This is a genomic window from Bradyrhizobium barranii subsp. barranii (assembly GCF_017565645.3).
GTDB classification, from domain to species: Bacteria; Pseudomonadota; Alphaproteobacteria; order Rhizobiales; family Xanthobacteraceae; genus Bradyrhizobium; species Bradyrhizobium barranii.
Window position 1 is genome coordinate 8,893,952 of record NZ_CP086136.1, and the last position, 20,817, is coordinate 8,914,768.

The window sequence follows — 20,817 nt, forward strand, 5'->3', positions numbered from 1 at the left end:
TTTTCTCCCATTTGATTGACTGGTTTCGCTTCGGCTTTCGCTCTGCGATCCTTGGCTTGTCAGAGAGCCGAGAGGAGACTGAAGGCGATGGAACAATCGGGGGAGGAAGCCGAAGCTGATGGCTTTGTGGGGAAGCTTACGCGCCGGACGCGTTCTGGAGGCCGGTTATGGTCTGCGGAGATCAAGGGGCGCGCTGTTTTCGAGAGCATGAAGCCCGACGCCCGGGTATGTGATGTCGCACGGCGTTATGGTGTGAAGGCCCAGCAGTTGACGACGTGGCGCAGATTGGCGCGTGCTGGCCGGCTCGCATTGGTCACGGACGACGCGGCGGATTTCGTGTCGATCGAGCTGAGCGATCCAGTGGCGTCAGGCAAGAGCGAGGGGCCCGTCGAGATTACGATTGGCAAGGTTTCGGTCCGCCTGGATGCGGACGTGTCGGCGGTGCGGATCGCGGAGATCGTGACTGCGATCGAGCGCGGCGCATGATCATTCCGGCGCAGGGACTGCGGATTGTGCTTGCTGTGCGTCCTGTTGACTTCCGGTGCGGGCACGACGCGCTGGCCGGTCTTGTGCAAAACACGCTTGGGCTCGATCCGCATTCGGGCCTGATCGTGGTTTTTCGTTCGAAGCGCGCCGACCGGCTGAAGATTTTGCTATGGGACGGCACGGGCCTCGTTTTGGTCTACAAGCGCCTTGGCCGCGATGGTCGTTTCGAGTGGCCGCAGATCAGCGACGGCGTCATGCATCTGACGCGCGTGCAGTTCGAAGCGCTGTTCGATCACCCATGTTGATGCCCCTCCTTGTTAGGCTGACAGATTCTTAGATCAAGTTGCGCGATGACGTGGTTTCGAAGGTCTCCGATGGCGTGAAGAACGGATGGTGTATTCGGGAAGAGATAGGCGCCGCTGGGCTGGCGATCAATTAGCAAACGCTTGGTTCGGATCTGAACATAGAGCCAGTTTACTGGAATCTCGAGCCTTCGGGCCAGTTCGGGCGGGCTGAGGTATGAGTCGTCATGCTCCCATCGGCTGCGCTGGGCAGTTACCTTGATGGCGGCGGCACGACGGAGCCGCCCAACGGTGATAGGCAGCACCTTATCGGCGCAACGGGGAGAGCGGTGACCTTCCCGAGTAAGGATTGTGGCGATCTTGTCGTCTGGGACGCCGTCGCGAGCGAGCGTCAGAAGGCGTTCCCGCATCTCTGTGCCTCGCGTCAATCTGGTGACGGAGTTGACGCTCATCTTCACTTCGAGCTCCGTCACGGCGCCTCCCCGCCAGACGATCCTAGCCAGGGCCAAGTCGCGCTCACCGCGGTCGAGAACGACCTTTTCGATGAGACATCGCAACAACGCCTTGCGATGCGCATCCGAGATAGTCTCGTCACCCCATATCTGCGGGAGGCGGCCGGTGAGGCTGATGACCTTGTCGTTGAGCTCCTTGCTTATGGCCACTTGTGTGATGGCTTTGGGCGGCGTCTGTCGGGCAAGCGCCTCTTCGGCGGCGCGCACGTCGTTTAGCGCCGCTTCCCATCGACGCTCGAGTTCCGAGGCGACCAACCGATTATCTGGATCAGCTCGGTTGAACTGCCGTTCGGCGAGCGCCGCCGTGTATCGCTTGCGCTCGAGCTCTCGTTCTGCACTGGAGCGTAGCGCATTGTTCGTCTGCTGCTGCACCCGGCGGGAGCGCGACAAGGCATCGAGTTCGGCCGGCGCTAGTGCGGTTAGGAATGCGTCGCCAACGGCTGCATCGATATGGGCGGCGCGGATGTGTTGGCAGGTTGGCTGACCTTCCTGGGTACGCAGGTGATTGCATACATATTCGCCGCCGCCCTTGTAGCGGACGTACATCTTATGGCCACATCGTGCGCACCAGGCAATGCCGTGGAGCAGGAGCTCGCCATTGCGAGGCGCGCCGCGGGTTTTGATGCGCATGTATTCGGCTCGGTTATCTCTGATGACGGATCGGATTTTTTCATAAATTGGCCAGTCGATATAGGCTGGATATCGATCTTTAACGACGATCCGCCACTCCTCCATCGGCCGCGGAGCCTTTTGTGGCAGGGCCCCCTCCCGCTTCGGCGGCCGGAAGCGGGTTCGTCCATAGACAAAGGCGCCCGCGTATGCGGGGTTCTTCAAGATCGCCGCGACGGCAGCCAGCGTCGCGCGCGTCCAGCACAAATCGCCATATCGATCACGACGCGGCAGTTCCAGGTCACGCTCGTTCAACGCTCGCATGACCTTGGCAACGCTGCGCAGCTGCAGGAATAACTGGAAGACGAGACCGAGCCGCCCTTGCACGGCCATGTCGGGATCCTTAACGACCACACCGCTCGGGTCCCGCATCAGCCCGATTGGCAGCATAACCGCAAGTTCGCCGCGTTCGGCTTTGGCCAGCAGGCCGGCGGTCAGCCGGCTGCGGATCGTATGTAGCTCAAGCTCGGAGATCGAACCCTTCAGCCCGAGAAGCAACCGTCCGTTGGGAGTGCCCGGATCATAGACACCATCGCGGTCGGCGATCAGGCAGCCACGTAGACCACAGATATCCAGGAGCGGATACCAGTCGGTACAATTACGCGCCAAGCGGGTCACGTCGATCGACAGGATGAGTCCCACTTCACTCAGGCCAACACGGCCAACGAGTTCCTTGAAGCCGTTACGCTGTGCTATAGACGCGCCGCTCAACCCGAGATCGGCATCAATCACGTCGATGTCCGCCTCACGCCATCCGAGTTCGCGGGCGCGCTGGCGAAGCGCGTATTGAAGGCGCAGGCTCTCCTGATTGCTTACGACCTGATGGGGCGTCGACTGCCGGATGTAGACTACGGCTTTGCGCGCCAAGTGGCTTGGTGTGACCAGCTCGGACTTCATGAGGGATCTCCGCCAAAATTGCGGCGACGTCTTCGACGATCTGGCGTCGGAGCGCGGGCGTCAGCGTCGACCAAAGATCGGCTGGATCCATGCTCATGTGCGTCGGGACAATCCGCTGTCGATAAAAGCTCGAGTAGAGCCTCCATACTCAGCTTAATCTGATTTGCCTCTTGCTCATAATATTCGATTGCGGTTGCTTGAATCAGAAGACTGCTTCCTGCGCGATACTCAACTTCATACGAAGCGGGAATGCCTCGGCCTCGCTGACCGATCTTCCTAATCACTCGATATGAGCGCCCCCACAAAGGATGGTGGGGGTCCCCAACCTCGACCACCTCCGGAAATGATTCGTCAGACTCACTATCAGGGACATTCCTCAATCCCCTCGTTTGAAGGGCTGAACTGGAAGCGAGTGGGCGAACGGATTGTCGCGACGCCAGCTGCGGCGAACTGACTCAGACCCGACAACCTGTTTCGCGCGGGGCTTTGGGATGATAGCTTGCGGATGTGCCGCCGTCCCCCATTGATCCCGCCCGTCTTGCAGCGCTGCCCGCCGATTTGCGCGCGCTCTTCCGCGCGCAGGAAGCGATGATTGAAGCCGAGCGTCGTCGCGCAGACGATGAATGCTCGGCGCGCCTTCATGTCGAGAGTGAACTGGCTGCGTCCAAAGAGAGCGTCGAACGCCTCGAACTGCTCGTGAAGGAGTACGAGCGCGCACGTTTCGGTAAACGCTCGGAGAAGTTCAATCCCGATCAGATGCAACTGGTTCTCGAGGACATCGAGATTGCCATCGCCGAAGTCCAGGAACGCCAGGACGATCGTGCGCGCCGCGCCGGCACGGCGCCGTCCAGCCGCCGGACCAGGCGCGCTGCCCGTGCCTTTCCCGCGCACCTGCCGCGCATCGAGCAGGTGATCGAACCCGAGAACCTCGAGTGTCCCTGCGGCTGCGGCCGGATGGTCCAGATCGGCGAGGATCGCTCCCGCCGTCTCGATGTCATGGCCGCCCAGTATCGTGTGATCGAGACGGTGCGACCGCGCTACGCCTGCGCAAAGGGCTGCACCGGTGTTGCTCAGGCGCCGGCGCCCGCCCATCTCGTGGAGGGTGGCATCCCCACCGAGGCGCTGCTGGCGCAGGTGGCGGTCGCCAAGTTCAGCGAGCACATGCCACTCTATCGTCAGTCGCAGGTTCTGGCTCGGCATGGCATCTTCATCGATCGCGCCGTTCTGGCAGACTGGATGGGAACGGTCGCCTTCCACCTCGCGCCGCTGGTCGAGCGCATGAGCGTCGTGATGAAGCAATCGGGCCGCTTGTTCATAGACGAGACCAGGGCGCCTGTGCTCGATCCGGGCCGGGGCCGAACGAAGACCGGCTATCTGTGGGCTGTCCTGCGCGACGATCGCGGCCACGGCGGCGCTGATCCACCAATCGTGGTCAGAGCTGGCCCCGGTTGTTTGGACAGCGCCCCGCTGGATTTAAGTGGATTCCTGCCGGGTTATGCTGAACGCGGGGCTTTACGGTTTTGTCGTTGCGTCGGGAGGGCGTAGCCCGACCAGAGCGACGACAAAACCGTCGGCGACGGTCATGCGGCCATCACCATAGCTTGCGTGCCGAAGTAAGCCTCGTCGGGCGTGCGCCCGTCAAGGCTCGAGTGAGGGCGTCCCTGATTGTAGAAGGCCAGATACTTGGCAATTGACGCTCGCGCCTCGGACACGCTGTCGTAGGCGCGGAGATATACTTCTTCGTATTTGACCGTGCGCCAGAGCCGCTCGACAAACACGTTGTCGCGCCAGGCGCCCTTGCCGTCCATGCTGATGGCGATCTTCGCGTCCAGCAGCACATCGGTGAACTCGAGGCTGGTGAACTGGCTGCCCTGATCCGTGTTGAAAATCTCGGGCCTGCCGTGCTTCGCCAACGCCTCCTGGACCGCTTCGACGCAGAAGGCCGCCTCCATTGTGATCGAGACGCGATGGGCCAGGACCCGTCGGCTGAACACATCGACGACCGCCGCGAGATAGACGAAGCCACGCCGCATCGGAATGTAGGTGATGTCCATTGCCCACGCATGGTCGGGCCGCTCGATCTTCAATCCGCGCAACAGGTACGGGTAGATCTTGTGACCCGGAGCCGGCTTGCTCGTGTTCGGGCGACGATAGACCGCCTCGATCCCCATGCGCTTCATCAGCGTCGCGATGTGGCGGCGACCGGCGTATACGCCCTCCCGCCGCAGCAACGATCGCAGCATACGCGCTCCCGCGAAGGGATAATCGAGATGCAGCTCATCGAGCCGACGCATCAAGGCAAGGTCCTCGGCCGAAACTGGCCGAGGTTCATAGTAGACCGTGCTGCGAGCCAGCTTCAGGACCTTCGCCTGGCGCACGATAGAAAGATCATGATCGCGGTCGATCATCGCTTTGCGCTCAGCAGGCCCGCCTTGGTGAGCGCGCCGGACAAAAAATCGTTTTCCAACGCCAGCTCGCCGATCTTGGCATGTAACGCCTTCAAATCGACCGGCGTCTCGGCCGATGTCTTGTCATGCCCAAACACGCCGGCGGCGCCTTCCAGGAGCTGGTTTTTCCAGATCGTGATCTGGTTCGGATGAACATCAAACGCGCCAGCTCCGCCAGTGTCTTGTCGCCTTTGACCGCAGCCAAAGCAACCTTCGCCTTGAATGCCGGAGAATGCGTCCGGCGGCTCTTCTTCGTCATCTTCGCTCCTGATTCGCAGCAAGAATCCTCGCCGCTGTCAGGCAGAAAATCCACTCAAGCTACTGTCCGAATTTGCGGGGCCAGCTCTGAGTACGTCGAGCCAGGTCCAATTAAGTTGCGCGCATTTATCTTGGAAGCGATTCCTGGGCTTTCAGCATCTCAGTTACTTAACGCCGCTTCGCCGCGGGACGTCTCACCGAGCGATCGTGGCGGCGGTGAGCGTGCGGCTTTACGGCGGTTCCAACGCGTGGGCGGCGAGCAGGATTTGCCGGCATCCCAGCGCTCGGTGCGCACAACTACCTCGCCGATGAGGCACTCTGGTTGGACGACAGTCGCACTTCGTACTTGTTCTGCTCTCTCCTCTGCAGGCCGGCTCGTTGATGCGAGCTCGCGTCCGACATGGTCTACGGGCGCGGTCGAGCACGCCAGCGGTTGACCAGAGCGGATCATCAAGTGATCACTCTTTGTCGCTTGCTAAGTATGAGCTCCGCTTCCTTTTCGGCTACGCCCATGGCTGCCTTCATGGCGATCAACCAGGAAAGGCGGAACGAAGCATGACCCGAACACGCGGCGGGGCTTCGTAGCTCAGGATGGCGCATGTTCGTGACAGAGTTGCCTCGCGATGCGAAGGTGCGGGCGTACGCCGAAGGTGTTCGCCGACGAGCGGGGGCCAAAAGGAAGCAAGTTTGCCAGACGGCACCATCGCCACAAGCATTCAGCATCTTAGGAGATGCTGAGGATCTGCTCAAGCCGCGCGACCTCCCCTCGCAACATCTCGATAGCCACGTCTCGGTTCTCCGAAATGTTCAAAGCAGTGTGGACCGGCTCTCCAGCGTGAGATGAGCCGGGCAATCCTCCCGCATTGGTACTTCGCATATCCCACCAGGTGCGGAATATACGGCGATAGAGTTCAGTTACCTCCCGTCCCCTGTCTAGAACTCCGGCTTTCTGGGCATGCAGCAGTTCCTGTTCATATCCGAGTTCCAGCAAAAGCTCGGCACCGACCAGATCGGTCACGGTTTGCATCTCCTCGAACGTTCATGTGGAAGATCCTTGGTAGGGCTACGAGCAAAACAATGTGTTCAATGCCGATTATGAATCACGACCGGACATAACCTTTGAGACCAACACTTTCTAACAAAGCCCATCAATGAGGATGCTGGAGGCCCACCGCCACATTGAAACGCCATCCAAAAAACCCCCTCAGCGCGGATCGGCAAAGCCAATTTGCTACAGAACCTTCTATGGCACTGAGGGCGGCCTGCGAGCCGCCCTACCGTGCAAGTACAAGCGCGGCCCAAGCTATCGCTGATGTCCGAGTCCGATTCCAAGATTCAAGGCCTTCTGGCGAAGCGCACCGACACTGCGTTTGGTCATCTTTGCTATTTTTATCACGGGGGTCCTGGCCTTCGAGTGGACTTTGAGCTCCTTGATATCTGCCTTCGTCCATTCGCGCCGCTTAACGCGTTTCTTGGTTGCTTTCTTCACGATGAATGCTCCTTCTTAGGGGAGCGGCTTGTAACATAGTTTTTTCGGCGCGACGACCGTAAAAAATTAGACAAATATTATACGGAATCGCGCCAGGTATAATCTTGGGCATGTCTTCCGAAGCGAGGTGTCTGCACTGTTGCAGCTGCGCAATTGTAAACTTCATACGCACGTCGCGTTCTGATAGCATTCCAATCGACGCCTTTATATGCGGAGCTAAACAACCAACACGCTCTCGAATAAGCGAGCCAAATCGCAATAGAGATGAACGGATCCCACTAAGGAGGTGCGGACAGAGAACGGAAGGATGTTGTGTTTCAGCCTCCGCGATATTGCTAAGAGAGAGGTGGCTGACGAGAATGATCACAAGGCCCGCTCAGCTTTGATCACGCGCTCTTTGTCAAGTTCGCTTCTTGACGTATTCAACTCGCGCAAAGAGCGCCGCCGCTTGATGGCCTCGACTGAAGTGGTAGGTTATTGGTGAAGTTCACGCGCGCCGACCTCACATCCAAAATGCTGATATGTCGAGCTCGTTCTCCGCGTGCAGCCCACTGCCAGTGATGCCCTCAATTCCAGTGCAAGATCATCATGCCAACTTTTCGGGATAAGAAATTTGCTGAAAATCCAGCACGACTGGCGTCCACCGCCGATCAGGACACCACAGGCGGTAGAACGCTTAAAGACGGGCAGAGACCCTCGTCGGCTACCTTCGCCAACCAACACATGGGTTCTTGGCCCTGTTCCCGCATCTGACCCGGATGCCTTCCGGGAAATCAGTTTAGCCGACCGTCTCGACGACACTGATGTGCACGAAGAGGCCAAATCCTTTGTCCCTCAGGTCAATATCTTCGGTCGCGTTTAACGACTCCACAACACTGATTACAACATTACAACGACACTGTTTCTAGATTGAACTTCGCGATCCAGTCGAACTACATCACCACCAGCAAGGGTTTAAGCGGCTGTCCTCCACGTCGAAATCGGTTTACGTGGGCTCAACCGCATGCCGTGGGACGCTTTCTGCCCGCGTTCGCTTCCAGCCGAGAAAACAAAGGGAGCGGCACCTCAGCTTTCGGCTCTTGCGCGAACTCTCGCTCAACCTGCGCCTGCATAGTACCCCGATCTAAGTTTTCGAGCGCCTCAAGCTATTCTCTTCCCTCCTCGGTGATAATCCAGCACCCGGCCTTCCGCTCGATCAGCTTTTGGCCGAAAACATCGAGTTGGGGCGCGCGGCTCGCAGTCCGCTTCATACGACCCGTCCACTCCGGGCCGCTGCTACAATAGATAGCCAAATGCTGCTTAACGACTTCGATACTCGCCAGACCGTGCGGCTGGCCGGCAAGTCTCTTCAGTATCGACAACTGAAAACTCGCGCACGCCATCGACTTAAGGAAGCCCATATTACATATTTTGAGGTAAGCTCCAGAGCTGCGAGCCGCTTTTCAAAAGAGAGCTTCCTCCTAAATCCGATTGCACGACACCCGCCTGCCGTCGCCGCGGTAAGCAACGCTTTCGACTGCATCCCGCCAAGAATCTTCCGAAGAACGGTTCAGCATTAGATAGCTGCGTTGACTAGGAGCGTGAGGTGGTCTTGACTGCCGACTTCGACCGACTTGAGATCAAACGACGTCGGTAGTAGCCACGCCGTTGTACATCCTGATGAATGACATCGCTCACCGAACGAACCGCCCGCTTCTTTCGTTTCCAATTCCCGCCCAATTCCGCGGGGATCGCAAAGCCTCTCGGCACGACCAAAAGATCGTTTCTTTGGTTCAAATAGATATCGAACATGTGGTGGCTCTTTTTTGCACAAGCGTAGATCGGCTGTCATCGAAGCAACAGTTGCCTTTAAGTCACTGGACGATCAAATGACATTCAAAAGCTCCCGTCCTGATACGGGAAGACGGTCACGTGCACAATGGTGCCGCCAGATGTGAGCGTGTGCACGTCCCGACTTACGGCGCACGGAGAGGGCACCCGACAATGTCCACTTCAAACGAGGCGGAGAGTCTATCTAGGTGGCCACTCCGAGCGGATCTTAAGATTGCCATAAAAGAATAGATCGAAAGAGAGTTCGCGATCGTGAGCCGCATAATTGGTGGCCGTACCCGCTACGACTTCCTTCAATTTCGACCACTCATCGTACGAATTCAAGGTCACGCTTACCTCCTAGCAGCGAGATCGTCTGTTCTCTACCCACTGGGATGATCCCGCTTTGGCCGGCTGGTCAGATGCGCTCTACACCATTGCCGGATAGGTGCTCTACACCACGAATTCAACCTATCTGCCCTGAGGTTCGCCACGGCGGATAACGTATTTGCCGTCCCTTCGGGATTCCATATACGGCTGCCGGCGGCGTAGCGCAAATTGTACAATTGGAACGTTTGCCACAGTAAGGCTACCGCACGGAGTGGCAGCGGGCGGAAGTAAGGCTGATCCGGAGCACCGCTGCCAAGGTTCGAAGTGGACGCCGGTCACTGTAAAAGGGCAAAGTCTCGTCCGATCGAAACGCGGACGCCGGACACAATGTCGTAGGCATGCTCGACGAACACGTCGTCGCGCCCGACGCCATAGCCGCCCATGCAGATGAATGCCATGACTGGCGAGGACGCCGGTGAATGTCACGGGCGTGAACTGAGAGCATTGGCCGGTGTTGAAGACCTTAAACTTCCGTGGGGGAAAGTGCGACGCCCTTGCTAACTCAGGAGAGCTCGTCCTCACGGAATGCTCGAAAGGCGATGTGGACGGATTGGCTCATGCAGGCGGTGTTCGAAGCTCCAAAACATCGGCGAAGATTGTCCAATCGCGGACTCGCCTTTGCCGGCAGAAATCGGTCTCCGCCTGCTGAGCTGCAGCACTCAGCGAGGCGGCATCGACCTTAAATGCTGCCTGGCACGCACGATGCTCGCCGCCGGCATCGTCGCAAACGATCTTCATAAACCGGACGCTAAATGAAGGCATGCCCCTCTCTTCGTGTGGTTTGCTTATCCACTATTCTGCCATTCGCGCGGGGAGTATTTGATTTGCCTCAAGGAGCATCCCAAGAGGTCTGTCCGATCCTCCGAAGATAGGCCGAAAGTCCGCCGTGAACTTTACGAGCTGTCCGCGATAGTCTTGTGAACGACTGCCGCAAGTGCAGGCTTATCGCGGGCTGATTTCTGCCATGCGCCGGCGGGCTACGCGCGCAAGCGATCGCTGGGCAATGACGCCGAGAACCCCGAACTTGCATCGGCGGTCCACCTGAAGACGCGATTGCAGAAGCCGATCATTACACTTGTCCTAGCCCGTCTTATTCGCGAGAGGGCGCCTGAGAGGCTGGCGAGCGCGGTGTAAAGCGCTGATGCGGCGTAGGATTCGGTTGCGAAGCCACCCCATCACCTTCAACCGCGAACGCCACGCCCGCCATGACCGATGATACGATTTCAGACCACTATCGAGAAGCAAGAATTCAACACAAATAAAACCTCTGCCTCGCGCTCGATCTCTTCATGCTTGATAGTCTCGTTTCGGAGGCTGATCACCTACCGCGTCTAATAGGCCGCTCGCGCCGGTTTCTTTGGACGCGGCACGACCGCGACTCCACGTTTCGGCACAGAAATGATCGGGAGTCACTCAATCTTTCTTCAACTTAACCCGTCTTATTCGTAAGAGTGCGCCTGAGGGGTAAAGCGCTGATGCGGCGTAGGATTCGGTTGCGAAGCCAACCCCATCACCTCCAACCGCGAACGCCACGCCCGCCATGACCGACGATACGATTCCGCCCTTCTCGTTTCCAGCCGTTCACGCCAAGAAAGTCACAGCTGCCTTCGATGGTGGGCGCCTAACCTCGAACGGGGGCGTGATGCTTCTGGCGATGGCCGAGCGGCGTCTCGGTTTGGCCAACAATCTGGCCCGGGTGTTCCCGGATCGGCGCGATCCGACGCGGGTCGTGCACAGCCTGGTCGATATGCTCCGCGCTCGCATGTTCGCGATCTGCTGCGGCTACGAGGACGCCGACGACCTCGATCATCTGAGGTCCGATCCGGCATTCAAACTGGCCTGCGGACGGCTGCCGGACACGGGCCGGGATTTGTGTTCCCAGCCGACGCTGTCGCGGCTGGAGAATGCTCCGCGCCTGCGCGACGTGATCCGGCTGACCTACATTTTGGTCGACGCATGGATGGATAGCTACCCCCACGAGCCGGCATCCGTCACGCTCGACATCGATGATACCTGCGACGTCGTCCACGGCCATCAGCAGCTCTCGCTGTTCAACGCTCATTATGACGAACGCTGCTTCCTGCCGATCCACGTCTACGACACGGAGAAGAGCCGGCCCGTGGCCGTCGTGCTGCGGCCCGGCAAGACGCCGGGCGGCGTCGAGGTGCGTGCCCATCTGCGCCGCCTGGTACGGCATATCCGGACGCGATGGCACAACACGCAAATTACGTTCCGTGGCGACGGGCACTATGCCCGGCCGGAGGCCATGGCGTGGTGCGAGACCAACGGCATCGACTACATCTTCGGTCTGTCCGGCACCAAGCCTCTCGCCAGAAAAGTCGACGAGGTCGCCGACGACATCCGCACGCGACGCGCCATCGAGAACCTGCCGGTTCTGCGTGGCTATACCGAGACGCGCCACAAGGCAAAGTCCTGGGATCGCGAACGGCGCACTGTCGCCCGTATTGAGGCGACGATGCTCGGCCTCGACATCCGCTTCGTCGTCACCAGCCTCGATGTCGGCTCGGCCGAGTGGATCTACGACAGCCTGTATTGCGCGCGCGGCCAAGCCGAGAATCTGATCAAGCTGCATAAGACGCAGCTCGCCTCCGATCGCACCAGCTGCCGTTCGGCGCTCGCCAACCAGGTCCGTCTCGTGCTCCATACGGCCGCTTATTGGCTGATGCTGACCGTGCGCGACGCCATTCCCAAAGCCCGGGAATTGGCCGCTGCCGAGTTCGCGACGCTGCGTCTTCGGCTCTTGAAAATCGCCGCCCGTGTCGTCGAGACCACGAGCCGCATTCGCCTTGCGTTTGCCGCGGCATGTCCCGAAGCCGACCTGATCTGCGGCTTGCCCGGCGCGCTGCTGCCGCTCGGTCCTTGACCGGCGGGGCGTCCGCCCCCGTTCGCCCAACCCATCCCTCAAGCGCGTTGCAAAGTACCGGTCGTCAGGCGGCGAAAAGCCGAAGGCAATCCTGTGCGCCTCGTCAGACAAGATGTGCGGCCGCATCAATCGGGCCCAAAAGCCGCACTCTCACGAATAGGACGGGCTAGCCCACGTTTCGATAAGCCCGGTCCAGGACTTCAGCGCCAGAGCTTAAGGTCAGGATCAGCGCCGGCAAGGCTACCGAATGAAAGGCGAAGCATCAATGACCATCGGCGTGCACGGAGCAATGGCGAAAATGTTGTCTTAGCCATGGGCGTGAGTTGCGCCTCAAATCAAGGCGCTGGTCTGTTGCAGAGAACGCGAGGCGCTCGCTGAAGCGCGAGTTCGGAGCATGTCGACAGGCGTCTGCGGCTGGTAGCGGTCACGAGCCACCGATCCCGGACGCGCACAACTTTTTGACAAGCATCAATGCTGCAGCGGCTGCCTCTGATAGAAGTGGTCTTCTAGCCCGTCCTATTCGTGAGAGTGCGGCTTTTTGGCCCGATTGATGCGGCCGCACATCTTGTCTGACGAGGCGCACAGGATTGCCTTCGGCTTTTCACCGCCTGACGACCCGTACTTTGCAACGCGCTTGAGGTATAGGTTGGGCGAACGGGGGGCGGACGCCCCGCCGGTCAAGGACCGAGCGGCAGCAACGCGCCTGGCAAGCCGCGGATCAGGTCGGCTTCGGGACATGCCGCGGCAAACGCAAGGCGAATGCGGCTCGTGGTCTCGACCACACGGGCAGCGATTTTCAAGAGACGAAGACGCAGCGTCGCGAACTCGGCAGCGGCCAATTCCCGGGCTTTGGGAATGGCGTCGCGCACGGTCAGCATCAGCCAATAAGCGGCCGTATGGAGCACGAGACGGACCTGGTTGGCGAGCGCCGAACGGCAGCTGGTGCGGTCGGAGGCGAGCTGTGTCTTATGCAGCTTGATCAGATTCTCTGCTTGGCCGCGCGCGCAATACAGGCTGTCGTAGATCCACTCGGCCGAGCCGACATCGAGGCTGGTGACGACGAAGCGGATGTCGAGGCCGAGCATCGTCGCCTCAATACGGGCGACAGTGCGCCGTTCGCGATCCCAGGACTTTGCCTTGTGGCGCGTCTCGGTATAGCCACGCAGAACCGGCAGGTTCTCGATGGCGCGTCGCGTGCGGATGTCGTCGGCGACCTCGTCGACTTTTCTGGCGAGAGGCTTGGTGCCGGACAGACCGAAGATGTAGTCGATGCCGTTGGTCTCGCACCACGCCATGGCCTCCGGCCGGGCATAGTGCCCGTCGCCACGGAACGTAATTTGCGTGTTGTGCCATCGCGTCCGGATATGCCGTACCAGGCGGCGCAGATGGGCACGCACCTCGACGCCGCCCGGCGTCTTGCCGGGCCGCAGCACGACGGCCACGGGCCGGCTCTTCTCCGTGTCGTAGACGTGGATCGGCAGGAAGCAGCGTTCGTCATAATGAGCGTTGAACAGCGAGAGCTGCTGATGGCCGTGGACGACGTCGCAGGTATCATCGATGTCGAGCGTGACGGATGCCGGCTCGCGCGGGTAGCTATCCATCCATGCGTCGACCAAAATGTAGGTCAGCCGGATCACGTCGCGCAGGCGCGGAGCATTCTCCAGCCGCGACAGCGTCGGCTGGGAACACAAATCCCGGCCCGTGTCCGGCAGCCGTCCGCAGGCCAGTTTGAATGCCGGATCGGACCTCAGATGATCGAGGTCGTCGGCGTCCTCGTAGCCGCAGCAGATCGCGAACATGCGAGCGCGGAGCATATCGACCAGGCTGTGCACGACCCGCGTCGGATCGCGCCGATCCGGGAACACCCGGGCCAGATTGTTGGCCAAACCGAGACGCCGCTCGGCCATCGCCAGAAGCATCACGCCCCCGTTCGAGGTTAGGCGCCCACCATCGAAGGCAGCTGTGACTTTCTTGGCGTGAACGGCTGGAAACGAGAAGGGCGGAATCGTATCGTCGGTCATGGCGGGCGTGGCGTTCGCGGTTGGAGGTGATGGGGTTGGCTTCGCAACCGAATCCTACGCCGCATCAGCGCTTTACCCCTCAGGCGCACTCTTACGAATAAGACGGGTTAAGTTGAAGAAAGATTGAGTGACTCCCGATCATTTCTGTGCCGAAACGTGGAGTCGCGGTCGTGCCGCGTCCAAAGAAACCGGCGCGAGCGGCCTATTAGACGCGGTAGGGTGATCAGCCTCCGAAACGAGACTATCAAGCATGAAGAGATCGAGCGCGAGGCAGAGGTTTTATTTGTGTTGAATTCTTGCTTCTCGATAGTGGTCTGAAATCGTATCATCGGTCATGGCGGGCGTGGCGTTCGCGGTTGAAGGTGATGGGGTGGCTTCGCAACCGAATCCTACGCCGCATCAGCGCTTTACACCACGCTCGCCAGCCTCTCAGGCGCCCTCTCGCGAATAAGACGGGCTAGTAAGGTCAGACGCACGGCAGACAGAAATGCTTGACGCCCATGATGCTTTCATGCCCGGGTACCCGCGGCCGTTCCTAGGACTGCTGCCAGACGCAGCCGCAGCCGCGCGGCGAGCCAATGACCGGCCACATGATAAATTGCGCCGACTTGCGATGGCATCTACTTTATCGGCCTGCGGGACGGCCCTGCTATGCGCTCAGAGCGAAGCTACGCCCATCTAAATGCGCGCGTGAGGAAGGCCACCCACACACAACCAACACGATGACGCCGGAGGACAAGGAGATGTGTCTCACCAACAAAGGACGTGACATGACAGACGGCCGGACCATTTACCCTGCCCGGGCCGGATTACTGGAGCTGCAGTCCAGTAAAACTGGTGCAGCACATCTACAAATATCAATGGCCGAGGCCTTGAGCTGATCCAAATCAATTCGACAAAAGCTCAGATGTCGTTTCCTGGCGCAGATCCAAATATTTCAGTTCGCGAGCGGATCATGTTCCGTCACAACAGCGCAAAGCCGATATCCCTCCGCCGCGGCTGACGCGATCGAGACGCGGGTCGTCCGAACGATATCGGCGTCGGCCTGTCCGCGCAGAACCCAAGCGATGTGCGCAGTGTTAACAAGGTATCTGAATTTGTCACCCCGCAGCTATGAACACCGGCCAGGATCTAATGATCTGACATGGGAGCAGCTTGGAAAGGCGCCGCCCTTCGATCAGGATCTGGAGATTGCCGTGATCGAGGGTAATTCAATTCACCGGGTGGTCTTTCCTTGCCGCCGGATCTTCGGCGGATGGATCAACGCGAATACCGGAGAGCAAATCGCGGTGCGGCCGACGCATTGGCGTATGTGGCCCGGATAGCGCCGTTATCCCAAATGGATTGGTGTGAGTTGGGGTACGGACTGCCTTCGCCGTCCTCTCTTCTGAAACTATCTCGTGGATCGAATGAGGGAGCCTGACGGCATCTCCGAGCGGACCGAATCCGCGCCGAGTGCCTTGCGGTGTCCGTCAAGCATTAGTTTTCTCATTGCTGTCGCGGCCGTTGCCAACGTGCCCATGAGCGACAAATCTCGGCGTAAATTTCCAAATCTCAACCTATACGGCCGCGTACCACGGCATGATTAGCTGCAATACACTTCTGCTTATATGGGTTGCAGATTTTCGGCGAATGTTGTCGCCGTGATCGAGCAGCCGGCAATTCTACCCCGGCCAACGAAACTAGCGCAACGCGTCACCGTCTTTTCTCCGAGACCGTACCTTCCCCGGTCCACGAAGTGGACCGGGCATCATGTCGGCGGCAATGGTAGCCTCGATATTGTGGAAAGCGCAAATCACCACAACCGAATTAGCTTTGTTGAGAACAGACCGGAGCTCGGGATCAACCGATTTGCGGATCGGATGCAGCGCGCAGTTCGCGCGCGGCAGCGACCATGTTGGTGAGCGCCGGCCGAACCTCCTCCCATTTGCGCGTTTTTAGGCCGCAGTCCGGATTGACCCAAAGCTGCGAATCCTGCAAACGCGTCCGAGCTAGCACCATCAGCTCCTTCATTTCGCCCGTCTCGGGGACGCGTGGAGAGTGAATGTCGTACACGCCCGGTCCGATTTGATTTGGATATTCGTACTTCCTGAACGCATCCAGTAGCTCCATTTTCGATCGCGACGTCTCGATTGAAATGACATCCGCATCCATTGCAGCGATCGCACCGATGATGTCGTTAAACTCTGAGTAGCACATATGTGTATGGATTTGCGTTTGATCGGTAACGCCCGATGAGCAGAGGCGGAAGCAATCTCCGGCCCAATCGAGATATGCCTTCCAGTCCGACCGGCACAATGGCAATCCTTCGCGGAGTGCAGCTTCGTCGATCTGTATTATGGCTGCACCGGCATTCTCGAGATCGCGGACTTCATCGCGCATCGCGAGCGCAAGCTGACGGCAGACCTCGCTTCTAGGAATATCATCGCGAACAAACGACCAGTTCAGGATCGTCACCGGTCCGGTCAACATCGCCTTCATCGGCTTACCAGTTAGTGATTGCGCGTAGCGCCACCATTCCACGGTGATCGGCTTCGGCCGCACTACATCGCCAAACAGGATCGGGGGCCTAACGCAGCGCGAACCATAGGACTGAACCCATCCGTTCCTTGTAAATGCGAAGCCGGCGAGTTGCTCGCTGAAGTACTGCACCATGTCATTACGCTCGAATTCGCCATGCACGAGGACGTCAAGACCGATGTCCTCCTGCCAACGTACGGCGCGGGCTATCTCCTCTTTGAGGAACCTGTCGTATTGCTCCTCGCTCATCGCACCTCGCGCATGCGCCGCGCGAGCATTTCGCACCGCTGCGGTCTGCGGAAACGATCCTATCGTCGTGGTAGGAAAAGCCGGCAGTCCAAAGCGTTCCCTTTGGATCTCGGAACGACGGGCAAACGGGGTGGCGCGCTGGCGCATCGTCTGATCGATCGCCCTCATTCGGACAGCGACGTTGGCATTATGGATCTTCGGCGAGGTCCGGCGGGCAGTCGCGGCGCATTCCGACTCGGCAAGAGCTAGCCCAACATTCTGGTCGCCTGCGAGTACCCGCGCCAGGATCGCAAGCTCACGCATCTTCTGAACCGAGAAAGCAAGCCAGCTCTTGACGTCGGACGCGAGCCCGGTCTCGAGTTCAACATCGACCGGCACGTGAAGCAGCGAGCAGGACGGAGCGAGCTGTACACGGTGCCTGCCAAGCTTCGCAATCGAGGGCTTCAGCCGCTGACGGAGCGACGGCAAGTTCGACCGCCACACATTGCGGCCGTCGATGACACCGAGCGACATGACGAGATCACTTCGGCCGTCAGCAATGATCTGATCCAATAGTTCTGGCGCTCGAACCAAATCGACGTGCAGACCGGAAATTGGCAGGCTCAAGGCAGTATCCAGATTGTCGCCTAGGGCGCCGAAATAGCTCGCAAGCATGATCTTGATAGCGGGTCCCTCCTTTGCGAACCGGTTATAGGCGTGCAGCAACGATTGTCGCGCCGCCTCATCCAGATCAAGGACCAGGCAGGGCTCATCAAACTGAACCCAACTTGCCCCTCGTTTGGCTAATTCATGCAGAAGGTCGATATAGACAGGTATCAGATCATCGAGGAGAGAGAGGGGCTGGAACGCGCTATCGGTACTCTTGCCGAGCTTTAAAAATGTGACCGGCCCGATCAGGACAGGGCGGGTCTGAAAGCCAAGAGCCCTGGCTTCCTCATACTCTTCGACGGGTTTGCGAGAGCACAGTCTGAACGCCTGTCCCCGGTAAAACTCGGGAACCATGTAGTGGTAGTTGGTATCGAACCACTTGGTCATTTCCTGCGCGGGCACGCCAGATCCCCGCGTACTCTGGTCGCAACTCGCATCCTGATCGCCGCATTGCGATCCGCGGGCCATGGCGAAGTACGTCTGGAGCGAAACGGATTCTCCGCTCGAGGCGTAGATCTCCGGGATGGCGCCAACCATGACACTTGTATCAAGCACCTGATCATACAGCGAGAAGTCGTTTGACGGAATGATCGTGACGCCGAGCGATTTTTGACGAGCCCAGTTCGCTGCGCGTAGGCCGGATGCGTCTTCGTACAACTGCTGTTCACTAATCTTTCCAGACCAGTAGCTTTCTAGAGCGAGCTTGAGCTCACGCCTTGGGCCGATGCGTGGCGTTCCGAGCGTAGCAACTGGAAGAGAGAGAGGAGACATCGCGTTAACCCCTGTTGGGGACAAAGGCCATGGCGGACGCAGGCAGGAGAAGTCGCGCGTGCGACGGCTGCTTGGCGTACCACCGAGACACCCCGCCCGTGGACCAATATATTGTCGGGGCCGGTCTCCTGGCTTGCTGGTCATCGCTGCTGTCCGGCCTTCCCGAAGCCGTGCAGGCTTCAGTGACATCGTTGGACAGCGGCTCGCCACTTACAGTTGCGGGGGCAGCGCCGGCATTTGCACCGGCTTCCCTCTTAGCTCCGGATCAATGGGAACCGGAGAACCTCGACGACTTGGATTATCGGCACGAGAACTCTTCCGTCAACCTCTCAGATTATGTGCAAGCTAATCTGCGACATCTGCTAGCCGAATGACCGTGCATCTCTGTGACTTACCACCATCCAGAAACATTCTCTAATCAGAGATGTCATAATCAGACATATCCTTCTCAGATACCGGAATAGCATCCGGAGCTGGAGCCGCACGCTAGATCGATGAAAGGGACAGAAGCAGCCTTCCGGCGGGAGTACCGACGTTTCTATCAGAATGCTTTCGATGCGGCCTTGCGATTTCCAGAGTTTCGCCCAGCACCTCGGCTAGCCAGCTATTCTCTCAACTAAAGGATCTGCAGCGAATAGGCCAAGGCACGTGGCGGAATTTAGCAACATACGAGGCGAGGGGTTGATTTGCGTGCCACCCAGACTTCAAAGCCGGGATCAAGCCGGCTTGGTGCCGCTGGCAATCATGCAGCTCGAACGCCGGCGGCACGATAGCGAACCACACAGCTCAATAGCGGCAAACGCACTTCCGTCCATCAGGCATCCGGCATCGAGGCGTTCAACTCTTCTGCTAAATATCCGGTGCGGGACAAGGATGCACAAGCTGCGGCGGATACACTGAATAGGAACACCGAAAACGTGCAAAGGTCAGAAAGTCGACAAGAGCGACACAAACTCTGTGAAAATTTCCGCCTATTGCCTGGCACGAAGAATGCAGACCCTCGGCATGCCCAGTCTCCTCCTGCTGGGCAGGTCCAGCTCAGCCAATTGACGCAGTCGCTGTCGGGGAAGTTAGCTGCGCATGACATACAGGGAGCGCCTGATCGCGCGGGACAGCCAGCGGGTGCCACGTCGCATCCCCGTAAACTTCTTGCGATGGCTCATAGCAGGTTCGAGGTTGCCTGCTTTACAAGATGTTTGGATGAAACGCGATAGGCCGAGGGTTATGAAGAGAATGTCTGGAAGACCCGCGCTATGGCTTTGCTTGGTCGGATTTTTAATCTGCCTCGCCTGGCCGGCTGCCATGAGCAACAATATTCGGGCCAGCGACAGCCCCCTTGTCGAACGATTGAAGTCAACTTGGCGAGCGCAAGATGGTGAGACGATAGAACAAATTATCTCCAATGTCTCGAAGGTGGCACAGTTCGTGCCTCAAATGTGGGGCGTTATTGAACTTGGCCAAAACGACTTTATTTTCGTTTCGTGGACCAGACACCGGGACAACAAATCGGACGAACAGTACGTTATCACCTGGAAGATCGCCCTCGACGGCACGTTTGAACTTGCGTCGACTTATGCGAAGCCGATGGAATTGGGCTGGCGCGCCCTGGCGCTCTCCCTGATCGCCAGTGAAGTCGCAGATGGCGAAAGGGACGCAAATCTTCGCTTTCTGCATGATCCGGCCAACTTCAACTTCGTGGCCACCCCGCAAGGCCGGCTCGGCGATCTTCTGCGGCAGGGCCGCTGTACTATCATTGAACCAGTTGGAGTGGACTACTTACCGAAGCGGAATGGCAAACCGGCCGAGACGGGTGACGTGTGGCGCGTTCTGCTCTTGGTGAATTGTAGTATCCAAGGACCACGTTATTTTGCACACAACGGGGTCATCACTTTCGAAAAGAGAGAAGGACAGGATTGGGAGCCACAATCCTCCTTTGCCAAGCGCATCGCGAAATTTGCCCCTGGCTCCTGGTTCCAACGCACCGAGCCAAATGAAGAGGAAGACTTAGGAGAGCGAAGGCCCGAGTAAACTGCCGCAGAGCAACATCGCGCCGCAGTTCCTCCATGGCCCAGTGCCTCGGACCGACTGCAAGACATACGCGCTCGGCACTTGCTTTGTTTTAGCTTCCGCAACGGTCCGGGTGCCTTTCTCGCAGCAGTCCGGCCCGTCGCAAGAAGGTCGGCCGCGCGATTGCGTTTGTTCCGCCTAGTGTCAGCGGCGCGCACGAGCTTGCGAGATGTGGTTTTCCCGCCTTCACTCCAGCCGGTGTGAGGACACCACTGTGCGTGAGTATAGCAACGTCGAAGGCACCAGGAACTGGGTGTGAGACGAAACCGGCGAGGAAGTTACCGGGAGACGTTCACCGGTAGCGACCCGGCATACCGCTGAGCGCTTGCGCATTTCCGAGCGCGCAGGCCGGGAAGCTCAGGGGCCGTACGCAAGAAAACGTCGAGGACCAGACTGGC

At 59.0% G+C, this 20,817-nt stretch carries 12 protein-coding genes, 1 pseudogene and 1 riboswitch; of the genes and pseudogenes, 5 read left to right on the forward strand and 8 right to left on the reverse strand.

The window, feature by feature from the left end:
* Positions 1-87 precede the first annotated feature (87 nt).
* Both J4G43_RS43425 and tnpB read left to right on the forward strand, forming a co-directional pair.
* A complete protein-coding gene (locus tag J4G43_RS43425; protein WP_026192391.1) occupies positions 88-486 on the forward strand; it encodes a transposase in 399 nt (132 codons plus the stop codon).
* On the forward strand, positions 483-791 hold the full coding sequence (tnpB, locus tag J4G43_RS43430) for an IS66 family insertion sequence element accessory protein TnpB (RefSeq protein WP_060907863.1): 309 nt from the start codon (positions 483-485) through the stop codon (positions 789-791). The genes J4G43_RS43425 and tnpB overlap by 4 nt, the downstream gene beginning before the upstream one ends.
* Here the strand turns inward: tnpB and J4G43_RS43435 are convergent.
* Complete coding sequence (locus J4G43_RS43435; protein ID WP_208088595.1) at positions 779-2,866, reverse strand: recombinase family protein; 2,088 nt, start codon at positions 2,864-2,866, stop codon at positions 779-781. The genes tnpB and J4G43_RS43435 overlap by 13 nt on opposite strands.
* Before the next feature lie 507 nt (positions 2,867-3,373).
* Between J4G43_RS43435 and tnpC the strand changes: the two genes are divergently transcribed.
* Positions 3,374-4,411, forward strand: coding sequence for an IS66 family transposase (gene tnpC, locus J4G43_RS43440; RefSeq protein ID WP_225005452.1), 1,038 nt, complete (start codon positions 3,374-3,376; stop codon positions 4,409-4,411).
* A 35-nt stretch (positions 4,412-4,446) separates the two neighbouring features.
* On the opposite strand, the pseudogene J4G43_RS43445 reads toward tnpC, so the two are convergent.
* The 5 genes and pseudogenes from J4G43_RS43445 to J4G43_RS43460 all read right to left on the reverse strand — a co-directional run bounded on the left by J4G43_RS43445 (position 4,447) and on the right by J4G43_RS43460 (position 10,021).
* A pseudogene (locus tag J4G43_RS43445) lies at positions 4,447-5,572 on the reverse strand (IS3-like element ISRj2 family transposase).
* Between the two features lie 723 nt (positions 5,573-6,295).
* Positions 6,296-6,589, reverse strand: coding sequence for a hypothetical protein (locus J4G43_RS43450; protein ID WP_321576300.1), 294 nt, complete (start codon positions 6,587-6,589; stop codon positions 6,296-6,298).
* 285 nt (positions 6,590-6,874) lie between these two features.
* Positions 6,875-7,060, reverse strand: a complete 186-nt coding sequence (locus J4G43_RS43455; RefSeq protein ID WP_076829490.1) for a hypothetical protein — start codon at positions 7,058-7,060, stop codon at positions 6,875-6,877.
* Between the two features lie 2,474 nt (positions 7,061-9,534).
* Positions 9,535-9,657: a hypothetical protein gene (locus J4G43_RS55490; RefSeq protein ID WP_256379475.1), complete on the reverse strand. Its 123-nt coding sequence runs from the start codon at positions 9,655-9,657 to the stop codon at positions 9,535-9,537.
* A 157-nt stretch (positions 9,658-9,814) separates the two neighbouring features.
* On the reverse strand, positions 9,815-10,021 hold the full coding sequence (locus J4G43_RS43460) for a hypothetical protein (protein WP_026312600.1): 207 nt from the start codon (positions 10,019-10,021) through the stop codon (positions 9,815-9,817).
* Between the two features lie 778 nt (positions 10,022-10,799).
* Here J4G43_RS43460 and J4G43_RS43465 point away from each other — a divergent pair.
* Positions 10,800-12,143, forward strand: coding sequence for an IS1380-like element ISBdi2 family transposase (locus tag J4G43_RS43465; protein WP_208084195.1), 1,344 nt, complete (start codon positions 10,800-10,802; stop codon positions 12,141-12,143).
* 677 nt (positions 12,144-12,820) lie between these two features.
* On the opposite strand, the gene J4G43_RS43470 is transcribed toward J4G43_RS43465, so the two are convergent.
* Both J4G43_RS43470 and metE read right to left on the reverse strand, forming a co-directional pair.
* Positions 12,821-14,164, reverse strand: a complete 1,344-nt coding sequence (locus J4G43_RS43470; RefSeq protein ID WP_208084705.1) for an IS1380-like element ISBdi2 family transposase — start codon at positions 14,162-14,164, stop codon at positions 12,821-12,823.
* Positions 14,165-16,006: 1,842 nt separating this feature from the next.
* A complete protein-coding gene (gene metE / locus J4G43_RS43475) occupies positions 16,007-18,352 on the reverse strand; it encodes a 5-methyltetrahydropteroyltriglutamate--homocysteine S-methyltransferase (RefSeq protein WP_208088596.1) in 2,346 nt (781 codons plus the stop codon).
* Positions 18,353-18,453: 101 nt separating this feature from the next.
* Positions 18,454-18,655: riboswitch (cobalamin riboswitch) on the reverse strand.
* A gap of 999 nt (positions 18,656-19,654) precedes the next feature.
* On the opposite strand from metE, the gene J4G43_RS43480 reads away from it, so the two are divergent.
* Entirely contained in the window at positions 19,655-20,380 is a 726-nt protein-coding gene (locus J4G43_RS43480) for a nodulate formation efficiency C protein (protein ID WP_224516888.1), read from the forward strand.
* Positions 20,381-20,817: the final 437 nt, after the last annotated feature.

Excerpts from the sequence above, each read along its gene's own strand:
- J4G43_RS43425 (WP_026192391.1), top strand. The coding sequence starts at position 88 with ATGGAACAATCGGGGGAGGAAGCCGAAGCTGATGGCTTTGTGGGGAAG.
- tnpB (WP_060907863.1), top strand. The coding sequence starts at position 483 with ATGATCATTCCGGCGCAGGGACTGCGGATTGTGCTTGCTGTGCGTCCT.
- J4G43_RS43435 (WP_208088595.1), bottom strand. The coding sequence starts at position 2,866 with ATGAAGTCCGAGCTGGTCACACCAAGCCACTTGGCGCGCAAAGCCGTA.
- J4G43_RS55490 (WP_256379475.1), bottom strand. The coding sequence starts at position 9,657 with ATGGCATTCATCTGCATGGGCGGCTATGGCGTCGGGCGCGACGACGTG.
- J4G43_RS43460 (WP_026312600.1), bottom strand. The coding sequence starts at position 10,021 with ATGCCTTCATTTAGCGTCCGGTTTATGAAGATCGTTTGCGACGATGCC.
- J4G43_RS43465 (WP_208084195.1), top strand. The coding sequence starts at position 10,800 with ATGACCGACGATACGATTCCGCCCTTCTCGTTTCCAGCCGTTCACGCC.
- J4G43_RS43470 (WP_208084705.1), bottom strand. The coding sequence starts at position 14,164 with ATGACCGACGATACGATTCCGCCCTTCTCGTTTCCAGCCGTTCACGCC.
- metE (WP_208088596.1), bottom strand. The coding sequence starts at position 18,352 with ATGTCTCCTCTCTCTCTTCCAGTTGCTACGCTCGGAACGCCACGCATC.
- J4G43_RS43480 (WP_224516888.1), top strand. The coding sequence starts at position 19,655 with ATGAGCAACAATATTCGGGCCAGCGACAGCCCCCTTGTCGAACGATTG.